The sequence below is a fragment of the Allocoprococcus comes genome, from assembly GCF_013300725.1.
Lineage (GTDB): Bacteria > Bacillota > Clostridia > Lachnospirales > Lachnospiraceae > Allocoprococcus > Allocoprococcus comes_A.
Genome location: NZ_JAAIMM010000009.1, coordinates 57,418 through 72,808, shown reverse-complemented (window position 1 = coordinate 72,808; position 15,391 = coordinate 57,418). Strand labels below are relative to the sequence as shown.

The 15,391-nt window shown below is 45.0% G+C and carries 13 protein-coding genes and 2 pseudogenes; all 15 read right to left on the bottom strand.

The window, feature by feature from the left end; translation table 11 throughout:
* Positions 1-3: 3 nt before the first annotated feature.
* Positions 4-888 carry a YodL domain-containing protein gene (locus tag G4407_RS06730; RefSeq protein ID WP_173688235.1) on the bottom strand — a complete coding sequence of 295 codons (885 nt, stop codon included), beginning with the start codon at positions 886-888 and terminating at the stop codon, positions 4-6.
* Positions 878-1,138: a transposon-transfer assisting family protein gene (locus G4407_RS06725; protein WP_173688234.1), complete on the bottom strand. Its 261-nt coding sequence runs from the start codon at positions 1,136-1,138 to the stop codon at positions 878-880. The genes G4407_RS06730 and G4407_RS06725 overlap by 11 nt, the downstream gene beginning before the upstream one ends.
* Positions 1,135-3,156, bottom strand: coding sequence for a YodL domain-containing protein (locus G4407_RS06720; protein WP_173688233.1), 2,022 nt, complete (start codon positions 3,154-3,156; stop codon positions 1,135-1,137). The genes G4407_RS06725 and G4407_RS06720 overlap by 4 nt, the downstream gene beginning before the upstream one ends.
* Positions 3,157-3,238: 82 nt before the next feature.
* Complete coding sequence (locus G4407_RS06715) at positions 3,239-3,988, bottom strand: DUF5688 family protein (protein WP_330586002.1); 750 nt, start codon at positions 3,986-3,988, stop codon at positions 3,239-3,241.
* Positions 3,989-4,007: 19 nt separating this feature from the next.
* Positions 4,008-4,487: pseudogene (locus tag G4407_RS06710) on the bottom strand (VirB6/TrbL-like conjugal transfer protein, CD1112 family); the annotation flags it as partial.
* A 19-nt stretch (positions 4,488-4,506) separates the two neighbouring features.
* Positions 4,507-4,722, bottom strand: a complete 216-nt coding sequence (locus G4407_RS06705; protein WP_005334815.1) for a Maff2 family mobile element protein — start codon at positions 4,720-4,722, stop codon at positions 4,507-4,509.
* Positions 4,723-4,846: 124 nt separating this feature from the next.
* A pseudogene (locus tag G4407_RS06700) lies at positions 4,847-5,698 on the bottom strand (VirD4-like conjugal transfer protein, CD1115 family); the annotation flags it as partial.
* 41 nt (positions 5,699-5,739) lie between these two features.
* On the bottom strand, positions 5,740-5,898 hold the full coding sequence (locus G4407_RS06695; RefSeq protein WP_009243220.1) for a transposon-encoded TnpW family protein: 159 nt from the start codon (positions 5,896-5,898) through the stop codon (positions 5,740-5,742).
* A 142-nt stretch (positions 5,899-6,040) separates the two neighbouring features.
* Entirely contained in the window at positions 6,041-7,912 is a 1,872-nt protein-coding gene (locus G4407_RS06690; RefSeq protein ID WP_173688232.1) for an AAA family ATPase, read from the bottom strand.
* The gene (gene mobQ / locus G4407_RS06685; protein WP_173688231.1) at positions 7,909-9,405 is read right to left on the bottom strand and encodes a MobQ family relaxase; all 1,497 of its coding nucleotides are present in this window, start codon (positions 9,403-9,405) and stop codon (positions 7,909-7,911) included. The genes G4407_RS06690 and mobQ overlap by 4 nt, the downstream gene beginning before the upstream one ends.
* Positions 9,371-9,730, bottom strand: a complete 360-nt coding sequence (locus G4407_RS06680; protein WP_002593329.1) for a DUF3847 domain-containing protein — start codon at positions 9,728-9,730, stop codon at positions 9,371-9,373. Before G4407_RS06680 ends, mobQ begins: the two co-directional genes overlap by 35 nt.
* Positions 9,731-10,112: 382 nt before the next feature.
* Entirely contained in the window at positions 10,113-10,721 is a 609-nt protein-coding gene (locus G4407_RS06675) for an ATP-binding cassette domain-containing protein (RefSeq protein WP_002593328.1), read from the bottom strand.
* Positions 10,718-12,682 carry a DUF1430 domain-containing protein gene (locus tag G4407_RS06670; protein ID WP_002593327.1) on the bottom strand — a complete coding sequence of 655 codons (1,965 nt, stop codon included), beginning with the start codon at positions 12,680-12,682 and terminating at the stop codon, positions 10,718-10,720. The genes G4407_RS06675 and G4407_RS06670 overlap by 4 nt, the downstream gene beginning before the upstream one ends.
* A gap of 215 nt (positions 12,683-12,897) precedes the next feature.
* Positions 12,898-13,242 carry a TnpV protein gene (locus tag G4407_RS06665; protein WP_002593326.1) on the bottom strand — a complete coding sequence of 115 codons (345 nt, stop codon included), beginning with the start codon at positions 13,240-13,242 and terminating at the stop codon, positions 12,898-12,900.
* A complete protein-coding gene (locus G4407_RS06660; protein WP_119217052.1) occupies positions 13,239-15,125 on the bottom strand; it encodes a recombinase family protein in 1,887 nt (628 codons plus the stop codon). The genes G4407_RS06665 and G4407_RS06660 overlap by 4 nt, the downstream gene beginning before the upstream one ends.
* Positions 15,126-15,391: the final 266 nt, after the last annotated feature.

Below are 15,391 nucleotides of genomic sequence, written 5' to 3'. Positions count from 1 at the left end.
ATTCTATCCCCGCTTTCTTTCCATTTCCTGATCCAGGTACTTTGGTATCGGCTTTCCGGACCGGCGAGCAATGGCAATCTGTTTCTGATGCAGTCGTTTGATTACGGACCTTCGTTTCTTAGGTTTATTATTTTGTTGATTTCGGGACGTCTGTTTGTTATTGCGTGCATCAGAAATTTTTTCCAGGTTCTTCTTCTGATTATTCACCAGACCGTCCACCATATCATAGTTAGCTTCTGTACCAGATTCTCTGCTTCGTTCATAAGTGCCGTTCTGGTAGAATTTCTGGTAATGTTCCAGACGGATTTTACCATCTTGTTTTAGCTGTTCGACCGGATTTAGCGGTACCTGCTGTTGGATGTAATCATGAATCTTTTGTTTTGTCTTTTCATCGAATTTCTTACATTCTTCGACAACCATTTTTCCATAAGCATCCAGGATAACACCCTGGGCCTGATCTCGGTATACCTGATGTTCCATCAAATAAAACTGTTTTCCATCAATAATGACGGTGTCTGTTGCAATCCAGTTCCCCTTTTTCCCATCAATCTGATAATTCTCAGTTTCCATAGTGATCAGTGTACCGGATGTGTTGATGCGAATAAATCCGGCCAGATACTGTGGATAGTTCTCATCTACATAGTAGCAGCTGATTTCTCCATTCTTGTTCAATACGAGCACGTCACTGACTTCGCATTGATTTTTCGTCCGTTTCCAGATGTCAGCGACTTTTTCATTTTCCTGCATTTCATGAATCGAGATTAATCGGTAATTTTCGACAGTAATCGACACATTCTGCTGTCTTGCCTCTTGATATGGCAGATGCCACAGTGCTTTTCCTGCTGTCTGCTGATCTACTCGGTAGACTGCAAATTGATTAAGCTTCATAGGCATCGTCCTCCAAGTTATTCAGATAATAATTCAGATCCAGAGAATAGTAGTATTTGTCTTCGATCTGCTGTAATTTTCCAACTGTAGAATTGATGATTTCAATCATTTCATCATTCTCAGGATCACTTTCTTCCTGTTCAAAAACTTCCAAAGCTTCTTTCAGTGTTTGGATTGTTTCTTCCTTTGTGTGCTGCTGGAAGATAGCAGTAATAGTCAGTTCGTTTTCTTCCAGGTTTACATTTCTCATAGGCTCATTTCCCCCCTTTTCTTTTTCGGTATTGGTTTCATCTGTATATTCAGCTCCTTCTCGTTTTTTTCTTCGCTTATATTTTTTGCGTTATCCACTTTCTTATTGGATTTCAGAGGATTTTCCACATTTGGATGTCTTTCTTCCAAGTACTTTTCCACACGACTGATTGCATTTTGCACATAAGAATTTTCTCTAAATCCAGGAATCGAATTCAAAAATTCTTTCTGTATTTTTCCTTCGATCATCAGGCTCTGCATTCCTTCATAATCACTTCCGTCTTTCAGATCAAAGCCAACACATTTCAAGCCATGCATACGTTCTGATGGGATTTTCTCATAAGCTTCCAGGGCTTCCGGTAATGTCAGATCATAGTGAACTTCACCCATCACGGGAAATTCTGCGCATTCAGCCGCATAAAAACTAATACATGTAAGATCATTTTCATAATCCACATTTTCAATTTCCGGGACAATATCGAGTATTTTTTCTCTTTGTGCTGCAAAGTCTGGAAGTTCTGCAAATCCAAATCGATCCACGTAATATGCCTGCATATTCCCACCATGGTTTGTAATGATGACATCACTGACCGACATAGAATGTGCTTTATAATCTGCTGGTGGATTATCGTTGAATACGGCATACAAATCATCCAGCTTTTCATTTTCATGCAATCTGCCGGAATAAACACACTTATAATTTGCTGCATCGATTGTAATGCCATCTTCTTTGACCATTTCCATATTCATAAATAAATGTTGTTTTCCCGGTGTGTCTTCATCCACATGATAAATCGCATAGCGGTCACCATTACCTCTGAACATTTCTTCCTCTAGGGTATAATCAAACTTAAATGGATACAAAGCCCGATCAACTCTTTCCGAAATATCTGTTCCTTCTGCAATCGTATCTTCCAGCCAGTCTTTGATATCTCCCCATGATTCAAACTGCAAATACCCAGCAATTTCATGTGTCCCATCCGGTGCCAGTACAATATGTCCCGGTTCGCTTTCCCGATAATCATAGCGGTATCCGGCTGCTTCCAGTGCATCTACCAAAATGCCGTATTTTTCATGTAATTCTGTCTTTTGTTTTTCTTCAAGAATGATTTCCAGTTCTTCTGTAAGCTGATTGATCATTTCACCGGCTGTCTTGCGGATCACATCCATAGATGCTTTCATTTCCTTCATTTCCCGGCTGCTGCTCCAACCTGCAATATAAGGAAAACTGTAATCCGATGTATCCAAACCAAAGGAAGAACACACACAGTAAGCAACGGATTCTGCTTCAACCTCTTTTGTCAGACGGTCTTTTTCTACACCCAGGCTTTCCATGATTTCCTTGTCATGCAGTTTAGCATGGACGGTTTCATGAATAGCAGTCTTTAAGGTCTGACTTTCACTGAGCCCTTTTTTGATCACGATTTCCTTGTCTGCATTGTGATAATATCCATTGGCATTGCCATCGATCTCATCGAATCGAATCGGCACTGGGGATATTTTCTGAATAGCCTGCATGAAAGAATCAAAATCCTGTACAGCTGCAGTCAATAATTCCGGTGCCAGTGTCTGGATTGGTTCCCCGGATGTCTGAGCAATATCAAAGACGGTAACTGCTTTAAAATGTGGAACCGTAACTTCCACCTGTTCAGTCTTAGGTTTTCCATCGGTTCCCATGATCGGTCGCTGATTTTCATCCAGAACCTCTTTTTCCTTCATTTTCTTATATGGTGCCGGTGCAATGATTGTAATTCCTTTTTCACCTTTCATGACCTGTCTACCCATGGACTGCCAGTTTTTGTAGCTGGTAACAAGTGTGGCATCCGGTCGCTGCATAGCAATCAGCATTGTGTTGTTAAAGGAATAATTGTGAAACTTTGCCATGGTTTTAAGAAATTCCTGATAGCGGTTACTTGTAAAAAGTTCTTCCACACCAGATTCCAGTGACTGCATAATGCTGTCCATATCTTTTCCATGGACCGGCAGTGGAATAGTAGTAGTTTTATTTTGTTCTGTCATAATACTCCTTTCCAAAAACGCCCCACGACATTGTGCTTATGCCGCAGGGCTTTTTATTAGTTGATGAGATGATTATTTTTTATTAAAGTTCCATATCATGTTTCTTTGTTTTCGGTTTCTGATCCGGCTGTTCTTTTCCAACTTTCTCTGTTTTTGCAGCCTGCGCTTCTTTTTCTTTCTGACGTTCTGTGAACCTGTCTGCCTTTTCAAAGACGTGATCCTTTGTGTCAAAGTGATATACATCATTGGTAAGGCGTTCTGCTGGTGCTACCTGAGTGGCATTAACTTCTTTTACCATATCTCTTAACATTTCCGCATCCACTTGACCGTCATCCGGCAAGATCAGCATTTGATGGATGGATGATGGCAAAATGAAGAAATCATTTCCCAGAAGTTCCCCCATGTTATCCATGAATTCCGGATAAAAGATCACACCGGCTCCATCAATTCTTTCTGTATTTGTAACAACAAAGAATGTCGGCATCTCGCTTGACTCCTGCAATGTTTCTAGCAGCATTTCACGTTCATCTGGTGTCAGCATGAGAATATTTTTCTGATATATTTCATCTATCAGTACACCTATACTTGATACCTCTGGGACCATGACACGCGGTGAACTTTTCATAGCGTCTTCATGAATCTGCTCCTGTGTCACTCCATATTCCTTCATCATTTCATTTGTAATCAGCATGGAACTTAATCCATCCTGATTCTTGCCTACTGCCACATGATAGGTAATTGCAAGATCTTCCTTTAACTGGTGTGGCACAATTTCGAGGACTTCCTTATTTGCTTCGGCTGATGACACACGGATAAACAGCTTGTCCTTCACATCTTCATAGTTTAAAATAGCTTTCCAGTGTTGTGGAAAGATCCGTCAATGCCGAAGAAATATCAATGGCGGTGCTTCCTGTGATAACACCGGCCGCAGAATTAACTACGTGCTGACCCACATCGAATACCGCCATTGTGATCGTAAATGTGTTACTCACCAGATACACAGCGATCCACATTTTTACGAAGTACTTGAAAAACATCCAGGTATCAATATCATGCATGTTGTTACGCTCGGTCAGCATAGAAATCAATTCGTAGCAGAGTACGAGTGTAATAATAATACCTGCGATCGGCATGATCACGGAATCTGATAAGTTCCGGATCATACTGAATATGCTGCCGTTCCACCCTTGCGGGGTCTGTCCAACCTGGGTAGCGATCTCACCGGTCTTTTGATTGACATCAGTAAACATCGTGTCTAGGTTGGAAGTGATCATCCCGGTTAAGAGTTCCCTCATCCATTCCTCAATCGCATCAAAAATCTGACTGAACATGGATCTCTACTCCTTTCTCTTAACCAAATAATCCACTCAGAAGCGGGATCAGCTGTGTTCCGATCAGGATAACACCACCACCGCTCATCAGCTGCTTAATTCCCTGGGATTTTGCACCCGGGTTGTCGTTTCCATAACCTTCCATCAGGTTGATTACGCCCCAGACACCAAGGCCGGCACCGATTGCAACGACCAGTGTCTGAAGAATATTGATTGCACTGCTAAAAAAAGCCATAATCATGTGTGAACAAACGCTTTTTCTTATGGTCTGTAAGCGTTTGGCTCTACTCCTTTCCCTTTTATTCAGACCTTTTTGTACCCCCGCTCAACAACAGGGTGCTCGAATTCTTTCTTTCATATCAGTCCTCACCTTCCTCAGCTTCAATCGCTGATACGTCTTCTTGTGTTACAGTTACTTCATACATTTCAAATTCTGTATCTTCGGACATCACCAGTCGGTGTGCCAGATACTTTTCGACATCAAACGCATTATTCTTATTGAAATCGGCAAGCTCTTTGTACCGTTTATGCTTTGTGATGTCATATTTGTTGCTTAAAAACGGCCGGACTCCTCGAAGCTGTAGGATACATTTTTCTCCATCCATGACCGCCAGCTCATCTCTACTCATCAGTTCTTTTCCAGTCTTTTGATAGTTCAGTCCATAGGACCGGTTGCTGCCTCTGGTGTCGGATGTGTTGTAAAGATCAATGGTTTCCTTTCCCAGGGTTTCTGATATTTCTTTCAGTGTGGAACTTTCCTTTCCCCCCAGGAAAAGAACAGTGTCACAGTTACCTGTGATCGTCTCAGCAGCATCCTTATAGATGGTTTTCAGCTGAGATTGTGACTGCAGAATGATAGAAGCGGAAATTTCCCTGCTTCGGATCGTAGCAATCAATTTGTCGAATTTTGGGATCTGTCCGATATTGCTGAACTCATCAAGAAGCAGTCGTACATGATAGGGAAGCCTGCCGCCATGCTCATCATCCGCCTTATCACAAAGCAGGTTAAAAAGCTGGGTGTACATGATCGCTACCACAAAGTTGAATGTGTCATCTGTGTCGCTGATGATGACAAACATGGCTGTTCTCTGATCACCGATCATATCCAGTTCCATTTCGTCATACGACATAATTTCTCTTAGTTCCTGAATGTCAAATGGTGCAAGTCTGGCACCACAGGAAATCAAAATCGATTTTGCAGTTTTGCCAGAGACGAAAAGTCAAGGACTTTTTCATCAAATTCAAAAAGAAGTTACATTTTGCGGACTTCCTCACGGAGCAGACGCTTGATTTTGTCCTCCATCGTCTCTTTTGCGGTCTGGCTGAAATGCACACGGACGATATAGGTTGTCTTTCCGATCTGCTTTCTGACAGTCGGGCAAGGGGCGGTGTTGGTTGCGGTATTGTTCATTCAAAATCCTCCTGTAAATGAAAAATGTCCGGTGACTGTTCATCATCGGGCGATGTCGGTATGAGGGAACAAGGCAAGGCGGCAACATTAAGGTATCTATAAAAACCTTGCCGTCTTTGCCACGCTTGCCGTGTTCCTGTTGTCAGTTTCGGAGATAGCAGACCCATGCTGTGCCGTCTTTCTCGGTCACAAGTCTGTCCCCGATACGGCTTTTCGCCGTTCGCATGGTGCGTGAGGAAATCCCACGCTCATTGACCGTCTTTTCCAGCTCTGCACTTGGCATTTTCTTTCCGTCTGCAAGCAGTTCCAGAATGAGCATTTCTGCCTGTGCGGTCTTACTCTCGGTCTTGGCGGTGTCCGTCCCGGCAAGAAGCTCATCAGCGGTAATGTCATAAACTCCTTTCCATTCAAAGCCTTTCTCGTCTCCCAGAGAAAAGGCAAGGGACTGTCCGGGCGGCGCAAGAGAGCTTTTCTCATGGATCAGTACCCTTGTTGTGGGACTGTCCTTCAGCTTGCCGATAAAGAGTAGGCTGCGGACTGCCGCCGTAATGTCGATAGACCCTAATCCCCGGTAGGTGCTTTGCGTTCCTGCGGCTTTGTTGAGGTGTCCGATCAGCACGATAGCGCACCCGGTAGCCTGTGCAATGTCTCCCAGACTGCGGAATATCGGGCGCACCTCGTTTGCCCGGTTCATGTCCACATCTGCGCCCAGAAACGCCTGTACCGGGTCAATGATAACAAGCCTTGCGTTGTTTTCCCGGATTGCCCTTGCGATGCGTTCATCGGCAAGGGTCAGTGGTGTGTCTCTATCGTCAATGACAAGCACTTTTTCAAGGTCTGCGTCTGCTTCCATCAGTCGGGGCTTGACCGTATCACCCAGACCGTCCTCGGCAGTCTGGTAAATGATATTGAACGGTTCAAGGGTTTCCATACCGGGCAAGGGCTTTCGGTTGGTGCAAGCCGCCGCAAGACGCATGGCAAAGTAGGTCTTGCCCTCGCCGGGGTTGCCCTGTATGATCGTCAGCTTTCCAAAGGGGATATAGGGAAACCATAGCCATTTCACGCTCGTCAGCTCCACATCTGCCATGCGGAGCATGGGAACAGGCTGGGCGGTGGGCAGCTCTCGCAGCGTGATTGTCTCGGCTATGAATTTTCGGCTCGGAATGTCCCCTTGCTGACGGAGAACATCGTTCCAGTCTTTCCTTGCCGGGACAAGGCGAATGACGGCGATCTCGCTGGGAATGGACTGTGCCAGTCGGGTACAGGCTTCGCTTCCTGCGGTGTCGCTGTCAAGGCAGAGGAACACTTTTTGGGTGTCCTTGCGCTCAGAAAGAAAACGGTCAAGGGCTTTGCCAGAAACGCCGCCCAGGGCAAGATAGCTTCTTGTCTGCCAGTCCTGCGGATAAAGGCAGATGAATGATAACAGGTCAATCGGTGCTTCAAAGACAAAGAGCTGATTGCCGTTTCCCTCATAGCGGAACGGATAGGACTTGTCAGCCCCGGCAATGTCCTGTCTGAATGGGTCTGCCGTTCCTCGCACATGGGCGTATCTCGGCGTACCACTTCGGTCTCTGCCGACAAACACAACATTGTGCCGCTTTGCGTCCTCGTAAATATCCCCGGAAAGAAGAAAAGTCTCAACAAGCGTTTTGTTGAGACCTCGGCTTTCGCAAAGATATTGAATTGCTCTGTCGGCTGTTCTGTTGTGCAAGGGCAAGTGGAACGCTGTGGGCGGTGCTGTGGTGGCTTCGGTCTGTCCCTCGCCGTTTTCGCCTGTCAACATCTGGACAGCTTCGGGAAAGGACTTGCCGTAAAACTCCATGACGAAATCAATGGGATAGCCGCCCTTGCTCTGGCTGTGGCGAAACCACTTGTTTCCCCGGACGGTCAAGCTGTCATGTTCTTTCCAGCGGTATTCTCGTCCGCTTTTGATTAGCGTCTCTCCCTGTGTGCGGAGAAAATCTTCCAGACTGACGGCGTTCGCCCGGTCAATCTGTGCTTGGGTATAATTCATCGGGATAGTTCCTCCTTTTTGTGTCGTGTTTGGGGTCGATTTTGGAGCTTTTGTTCCTCTGTGCGCTCGTTAAATCGGGTGGCAGTATCTACGCATGACTTGACCTTCCAAAGACGGTGTAAATCGTCTCTTACGGTCTTGAACTCGCCGTAGGTGGTTTCATGCGCCTGTTCCAACTCGTCATACTCTTCGGTCAGCTTTTTCATATCCACCTTGCCGTCCGGGAACTCTCCGGTCAGCTTTCGTCTGGCGGCGTAGAACTGTTTCAGTTTCGCTTCATGCTCTGCCTTGTACTTGGCTCTGGGCTTCTCAAACTTGATTTTCTGCAAGCCGTCATAGACAGGCTTCAAGCTCTGGAAAGCAGCGGAGCTGTCATAGAGCTGCTTAATTGCTTTCATTCGGGCGGTCTGTTCGTCCAGCGTTTTCTTCAAGCTCTCTGTGGCAGCACTGTGTTCGCTGACACGGTGTTCCAAATCTTCAAGGGAGTAAATGCCGTTTGCCCGGAGATAATTGAAAGTTTCGTTCATCTCCTTTAGGTTGCTGACCTTGCCTTTCTGCGAATAAGCCCCGGCTCTGCGCTGGGTGTAATAGGCGTTCAGCAGAGAAACAAGGTCGGGTGCCTGCGGCTTGGCAAGCTCCGCTTTTGCTTCGGCAATCCAATCAAACAGGAGAGCGATTTTCTTCTTAATGTCCCGGATAACGGCATTGGTCGCTCTGATCCAGCGATTGAACTCGCCTTTCTCGGTGCGTATACCTTTCTTCTCCATTGCCCGGACGGTTGCGCCTTCATGGATAGTGGGAAGTAAATCCACGCCTTGCCGTTTATAGCTGCGGTGGTCGATACGAACATCAAGCCCTTTTTCCGCAAACTTGGCGTTGCATAGTTCCGCCCATGTCTGCCGCCAATGTTCCAGCGTTTCGGGACTGCCCCAGTCGGTAGCGGGAACGGCGTTGAAAACAAACTCGCCGTTCTGGTCTCGGATACGGTTGCCGTCCTCGTCCAGCTCATACACCCGGCGTTGCTTTAGCCCCCATTTGCCGTCCTGCTCGATGGGGCGGATAGGGCAAAGCACATGAAAATGCGGGTTTGGTATGCCGCCGTCCTCCCGGTCTGGCTGGTGTACGGCGAAGTCAACCACCATGCCCCGGCTCACAAAGTTCTCCAATAAAAATTGCCTTGCAAGAGCGATGTTTTCCTCAAGGGAAAATTCATTCTGCAAGGCAATGTCAAAGCTGTATGCAAGCTGGGCGTTCTTCCCACGCTCGGCTTTTTCCACGGCGTTCCATAGGGTCTGACGGTCTGCGTATTCTGGCGGTGCATGGGACGGCAGGAGAATGTCGGAGCAGATCACGCCGCCCTTGCGGGTGTAGTCGCTGTATTCGCCGTAATACTCGCTATACAATCGCTCCCCGGCACGGTAGGCGGCAGAAGCAATAGCGGACTGTCCTGCGCTTCGCTTAGTCTGCGTGACGCTCAGATGAAATAGTGCCATCGGCTTTCAGCTCCTTTTCTCTGTTCGCTTGGTTGGTGTGAGTAATCGCCATGTGCCGGACGGCTCGCTGGACTTCGGACAGAGAAAAGATGTGTTCCATCAGCTCTGTCATTTCGGTGCGTGTGAGATCTTTGACCTCCGGGGCAAGGCTCTCAATCGTGCCGCCCAGATTGCAAAGGCGGTGGGTGCGCTTGGTGCGTTCGCCTTTCTCCAGATACTTCTTTCTGTTCTCCAGACGCTCCAGCTTGTGCTTCTCCTGTGCAAGCTGCGTCTCAGCTCGTTCCTTTTCGGCTCGAAGCTGATCGAGGGTTTTCGGTTTTGTCATTGTGATTGACCTCCTTTTTTGATTTTTGGGATAAAAAAAGACCGTCAACTTTTCGCACATTGCGACCAGTCAACGGTCTGATTTTCGGTATTTATTTTTCCAAACTTGCTGGCGGCGAACAGCATTTCATGCTGTTTGCGGACGGCAAGTCCACAAGGGATAGACGCACAAGCGTCGCAAGGGAGTGTAGCTCCCTTGACGGAACGAAGTGACGAAACATTTTCGGTCAAGCAGTTTTTCTCTGCTGACCGGGAATGAAGCTCCGCAGGACGCACATACTCCCGATAGGAGAGTATAGAAGTGCGCCCTTTAGTTCCTAAAGGGATTTTCTTCTGACCCAAATTACATAAAATGTAGATCAAGACATTTCTAAGAGGTACTCTCAGATTTTCACAACATAAGGTTCATCTTCAATAATACCCTGATCGTGGGTAACAATGATAACCGTTTTACCTTCTTCATTGAGTTCGTGCAATAACCTCATAACAATATCTCTATTTTTCTTGTCAAGTGAGCCAGTAGGTTCATCTGCCAAAACAACAGAACATTTTTTCATCATAAGACGAGCTAAAGCAACTCTCTGTTGTTCACCACCGGAAAGCTGATAAACTTTTTTGTTAACTTCCTTTGATAACCCCACACGATTAAGAGCTTCTTTAAGTGATACTTTAGTTCGGCTTGATTTTTTAATCAAACTTAAATTTTCTTTAACTGTCTTATTTTCAAGCAGTGCAAAATTCTGAAAAAGAAACCCCACTGTATCCGCAAAAAAACTGTTTTTATTTTTAAGCCGGGTAATATTCAGCCCTTCGATTATGATACTGCCGCTATCCGGCTTTTCGATACCACCAATCATATTGAGCAAAGTACTTTTTCCACTGCCGCTATCCCCGCTGATTACTACAAAACTTCCATCCGGAATTTCCAAATTAAAGTTGGAGAAAATTATTTTCTCTCCAAATGCTTTATTTAAGCCACGAATTATAATCATAAACATCCACCTTTCAAGGACTTTGAGATATTTGTTTTTTCAACCCACATAACATTTGTGAAAATGATTGCCATTTCAATAATGGTGAGCAATGCTCCAACCAGTAAAGCAATCCCGACACTTGCGTTAGATATAAAAAGCGAAACAATGCAAATCAATATCACAACGGCTATATTTTCTAAGAGATTAACGGAAATAAATCTTTTGTGCCTTTCATAAAAGCGATAGCCCAAAACCTTTTTGAGGGAGATTTCCATCGCATTAAGTCTAAATTCCATTTTCACTTCAGATATGATGATAGCGATATCTAACAGCAATACTAATACGCAAAGAGAGCTTATAAAGCCAATCAGTTTCACGAGGAAACTATGACTATAAGTATAATCCTCCCCGACATTCGTCAGCATAAAATAGTGTGGACCAAGCTGTTCTGCATATTTTTTCGCAGCATTACGAATTGTGCTTTCATCGCATCCGTAGATCACCTCACCATTATATGTTCCTGTTTCGATATAACTTCCATTCAAAGCAACAGCCTCATTTGCCTGATAAATAACAATCGGATTTGTTGCTCTTGACAATCCGTCAATAGCCTCTTCTCTGTTCGAATTGAGATAATAAAATTGCTCTCTGCCAGAATATTCTTTATAAACAACACGCAGTTCTTCTGCATTTTGGGTAAGAGAGTCAATTTCCTCTTTTGCGATATCTTTGTATGATTCCGCATTTTTTCCCTTTGGCACGAAGACCACGATATCCTCTTTTTCATCATCTTCAGTAAGCATATCAGAAAACCCTTGCAGCATATCTCTGGCATTATGATTTACAAAAATATAATTATCCGTATCGCTTATCCGGCTGCCTATGCAGACCACCGGATTTATAGTGTTGTATTCATTTTCGTAAAGGTCATTCCAAAATTCGCTCTCTTTGGATTCCTCCTCATTTTCTTCAAAAGGAGGTTCAATCTGCATAACTCCAAAATAGTAATCATTATAATGATTTTCTAAAAGAGTAGTGTTTGTAAGTAAATTACCTTGAATGCTACTGAGATTTGTAGTTATTGTAAAAATCGTCATAGCAGTAGCAAATACTTTAAGACCGTTCAGAAGATAAAACATACCTTTTTTATCTGAAGCATTGGCAAAGGCTTTTTTTACATCAAAGCGGACAAAAGCAGCATAAGGAATTACGGAAAGAACTGCTCCGGCACAATACACTGCCAAAATGAGATGATCTTCATACGCTCCCGATATAAATTGAGAAACAAGCAACTTTGCTAAGACGAATAATGCAGCATATGAAATCATATCAGCCACTACAGCTTTTAGAGCAATCACAGCAGCATTTTCGCCCAGAGAAGCTCGTACAACTACTTCCTTTTGTCTGCGTATCACCTCAATCATATTAAGTACAATCATCAATATGGCAACCAGGCCCCAAACAATGAACATCATATCAGTTTCGGTTGATTGCCAAAACTCTGGCTGCGATATAGAATATTCTTTTGCCAAATCTTGATATGTGGCAATAATGTCATCATCGTCACCGATATAGCTGACCATTATTTCCTGTCCATTGCCTGTGTTTTTTGCTTCTCTAAAATCTTCAAATTCTATTACGGTGATTCCGCCTATCAAAGCCGTATATGTTTTTTCCTCAATATCCATTGTGCTTTTAAGACTATCCCGAACAACGGTATCATCACCATAAATATAAAGTCTTGTCTGATAATTAGAAACTCTCTGATTAAAAGTCGAAAAAATATGAACACCATGCTTCTCAGCTGTATCTTCTGCATTGGCTAAAAATGAATCCATATCGTCATTAGTAGTTGTGTATCTGGACGATAAATAATAAGCACCATTAAAGTTCCAGAGCATATTTTGATATACTTCAGCTTGCATAACAAAAGCAAAAATAATCGTAATCAACAGCAATATATTTCTTATATGTTTCATTTAAAATTCTTAAACCTCCTTTGAATAGGTAACAGACACACGATTGCCCAAAATACTAATATGGATTTTTTCATACAACCACATTCTCTTGTTAGATTCTAATTTTCCGTTTTCTTTATTCGCATAAATTGTACCATAAAACTCGTGAACAATTCTACCGCAACTTTGGACTACATGAGAAAAGTCCGAACAGTTTTCTGCCCGGACTTCCTCGCTCAATCATAAATCAATTCCACTTTCACAATCTCCTCTGCCTGTGCCTTGCAAGCGTTCATCTGCCGCACCCATTCCATTTGGTTTTCGGCTTTCAGTTGCTCGGTCACGCCGTTTTGCTCTGCCAGTGACCGCACGATCAGCTCCATGCGGTTTCGTGCTGTTTCGTCAATCTCGGCGCAATGCTCAAAGAGCTTGTCGGATAGCACCAGCTCATTGAACAGTATCGGACGGTGCATTTCCAGATACGCCTTGCGAAGTCTGCCGTAGTGTCCGAGGGGCTTGGTCTTGCGGATAATGATGTTTGGGATAAGATAATCGCCGTTCTGTGTGTAAGTGATATTCATGCTGTTTGTACTCCTTTCATCGGCTCTCTCTGCGGTAAACTGCTGACAGGGACGAACACGCCCTTTGCAATGTCCTCCGCACGAATGGCGGCTTTCTTGGCTTCGATTTCTGCCTTTTTCCGCTTTTTGATTTTGTCCTCGTATCGCTTCTGTGCTCCGCTGGCTTTCCGCTTCAAGTAGTTCTGGTGGAGCCTGTCCTTGCGTTCCTCACGCTTGCGGATTTCCTCTAATTCCTCCGGGGTAAGCTCCACTTCGCCAAACGCAGGGGGAACGAAACGACCCACGAAATTGAAGTAAATCTCGACCTCCTGTGTGGTCTGAATACTGCCCTTGCGGTCACGCTCATGCACAAGGATTTTCTCAATAAACTCATTGAGCATGGCAATCGTCAGCTTGTCGAAGTTCTCATACTTGTCAATCAGAGCGATAAAACGGTCAGCGTCCTTTTCGTGCTTCTCGTAGCTCTTGATAGCCTTTTCCAGAACAGAGATTTCAGCGGTAAGCTCGGTCTGCTCCTTTTCATATTGAGCGTCCAGAGTGGCATATCTGCTGTCAGACAGCTTTCCTAAAATGTTGTCCTCATAGATTTTGCAGAGCAGGACTTCCAGCTCGGAAACTCTCTGCTTTGCGGTGGCAAGGCGTATCCGCTGTTTCTTGACCTCTGCCGTCTGCTGGCTGGACTGCGCTTCCTGCACCACTCGGACAAACTCGGCTCTGTCATGCTTCGCATACTCGGCAATAGCTTTGAGCATTTCGGAAACAAGGGACAGTACCACATCTTCATTGATACGGTGCTGTGTCGTGCAGAGCTTTCCAACTGGGACTTTGCTGTATTGGGAACAGGTATATTGAGAAATACGCTTGCCGTTGTTGGTACGGTGGACATACATCTTGCCGCCGCAATCGGCACAATAAAGCAAGCCTGTGAGGGGAGCTGCTTCGCCCCAGCCGTCCGGGTAGCGTCTGACATTCCCACGGATTTTCTGCACAAGGTCAAAGGTCTGCTGGTCAATGATAGCTTCATGGGTATTCTCGAAAATTGTCCATTCGTCCTCCGGGACATAATGGCTTTTCTTGTCCTTGAAGTGCTTTCGGGTCTTGAAGTTGATGGTGTGTCCCAGATATTCACGCTTTTCAAGAATGTTGCAGATGGTGGAAGAACCCCAGCCGTACACATCTTTGAAGGTCTTATTTTTGTTCACGCCCTCGCCGTGCCGGGCAAGGTAAGCGGACGGAATGAGGACTTTTTCTTCTTTCAGCTTGCTGGCGATCTGATACGGACCGTAGCCGTCAATCGTCATGGCAAAGATGCGCTTGACCACCTCGGCGGCTTCGGGGTCAACCAACCATTGGTCTCTGGCTTCGTTCCAAAGATAGCCGTAAATGACCGTGCCTGTGAGGTGCTTGCCGGACTTGCCTTTGGACTGGAAAGTGGAACGGATTTTACGGCTGGTGTCTCTGGCGTAGTATTCGTTCATAATGTTGCGGAAAGGGGTAAAATCATCGTCCCCTCTGGCACTGTCCACGCCGTCATTGATGGCGATAAGGCGAACGCCACGCTGACGCAGGATTTCCATAATCTGACCGACTTTCAGATAGTCACGACCCATGCGGCTCATGTCCTTGATGCACAAATACTCCACATTCCCGGCTTCCACTTCTTTCATCATTGCTAAAAATCCGGGACGGTCAAAGCAAGTACCACTAATGCCATCGTCCGTGAAATGGACAATGTTTGTAAAGCCCTGCCGTGCGGCGAACTCCTCCAACATTGCCTTTTGATTGGATATGGAATTGCTCTCACGCTGTTGGTCATCATCTTTGCCAAAGTCATCACGGCTCAGTCGTTCGTACAGAGCTGTGATTTTCTCATTTTTTCTCATAACTTGCGCTCCTTTCTTCGGTTTTAGGTTGTGTGTTCTAAGAGACTTCCCAACCGCTTGATTAAGAAGTCTTTTAGAGCATACAACACCGGCTGCAAGCTTGTACTTGCGATATTGCCTTACTGCAAAGTGTTCCGGATTTTCTGCTTCCAGTTCTTCAAACAATTCATCCACTGCATTTTTAAATTCTTCATCATCCTCCCTGGTCTCACTGGCATTGATAAATTCCAACAGAGTAGAAAAGTTCTGTTCTTCCTCTGGTGCCT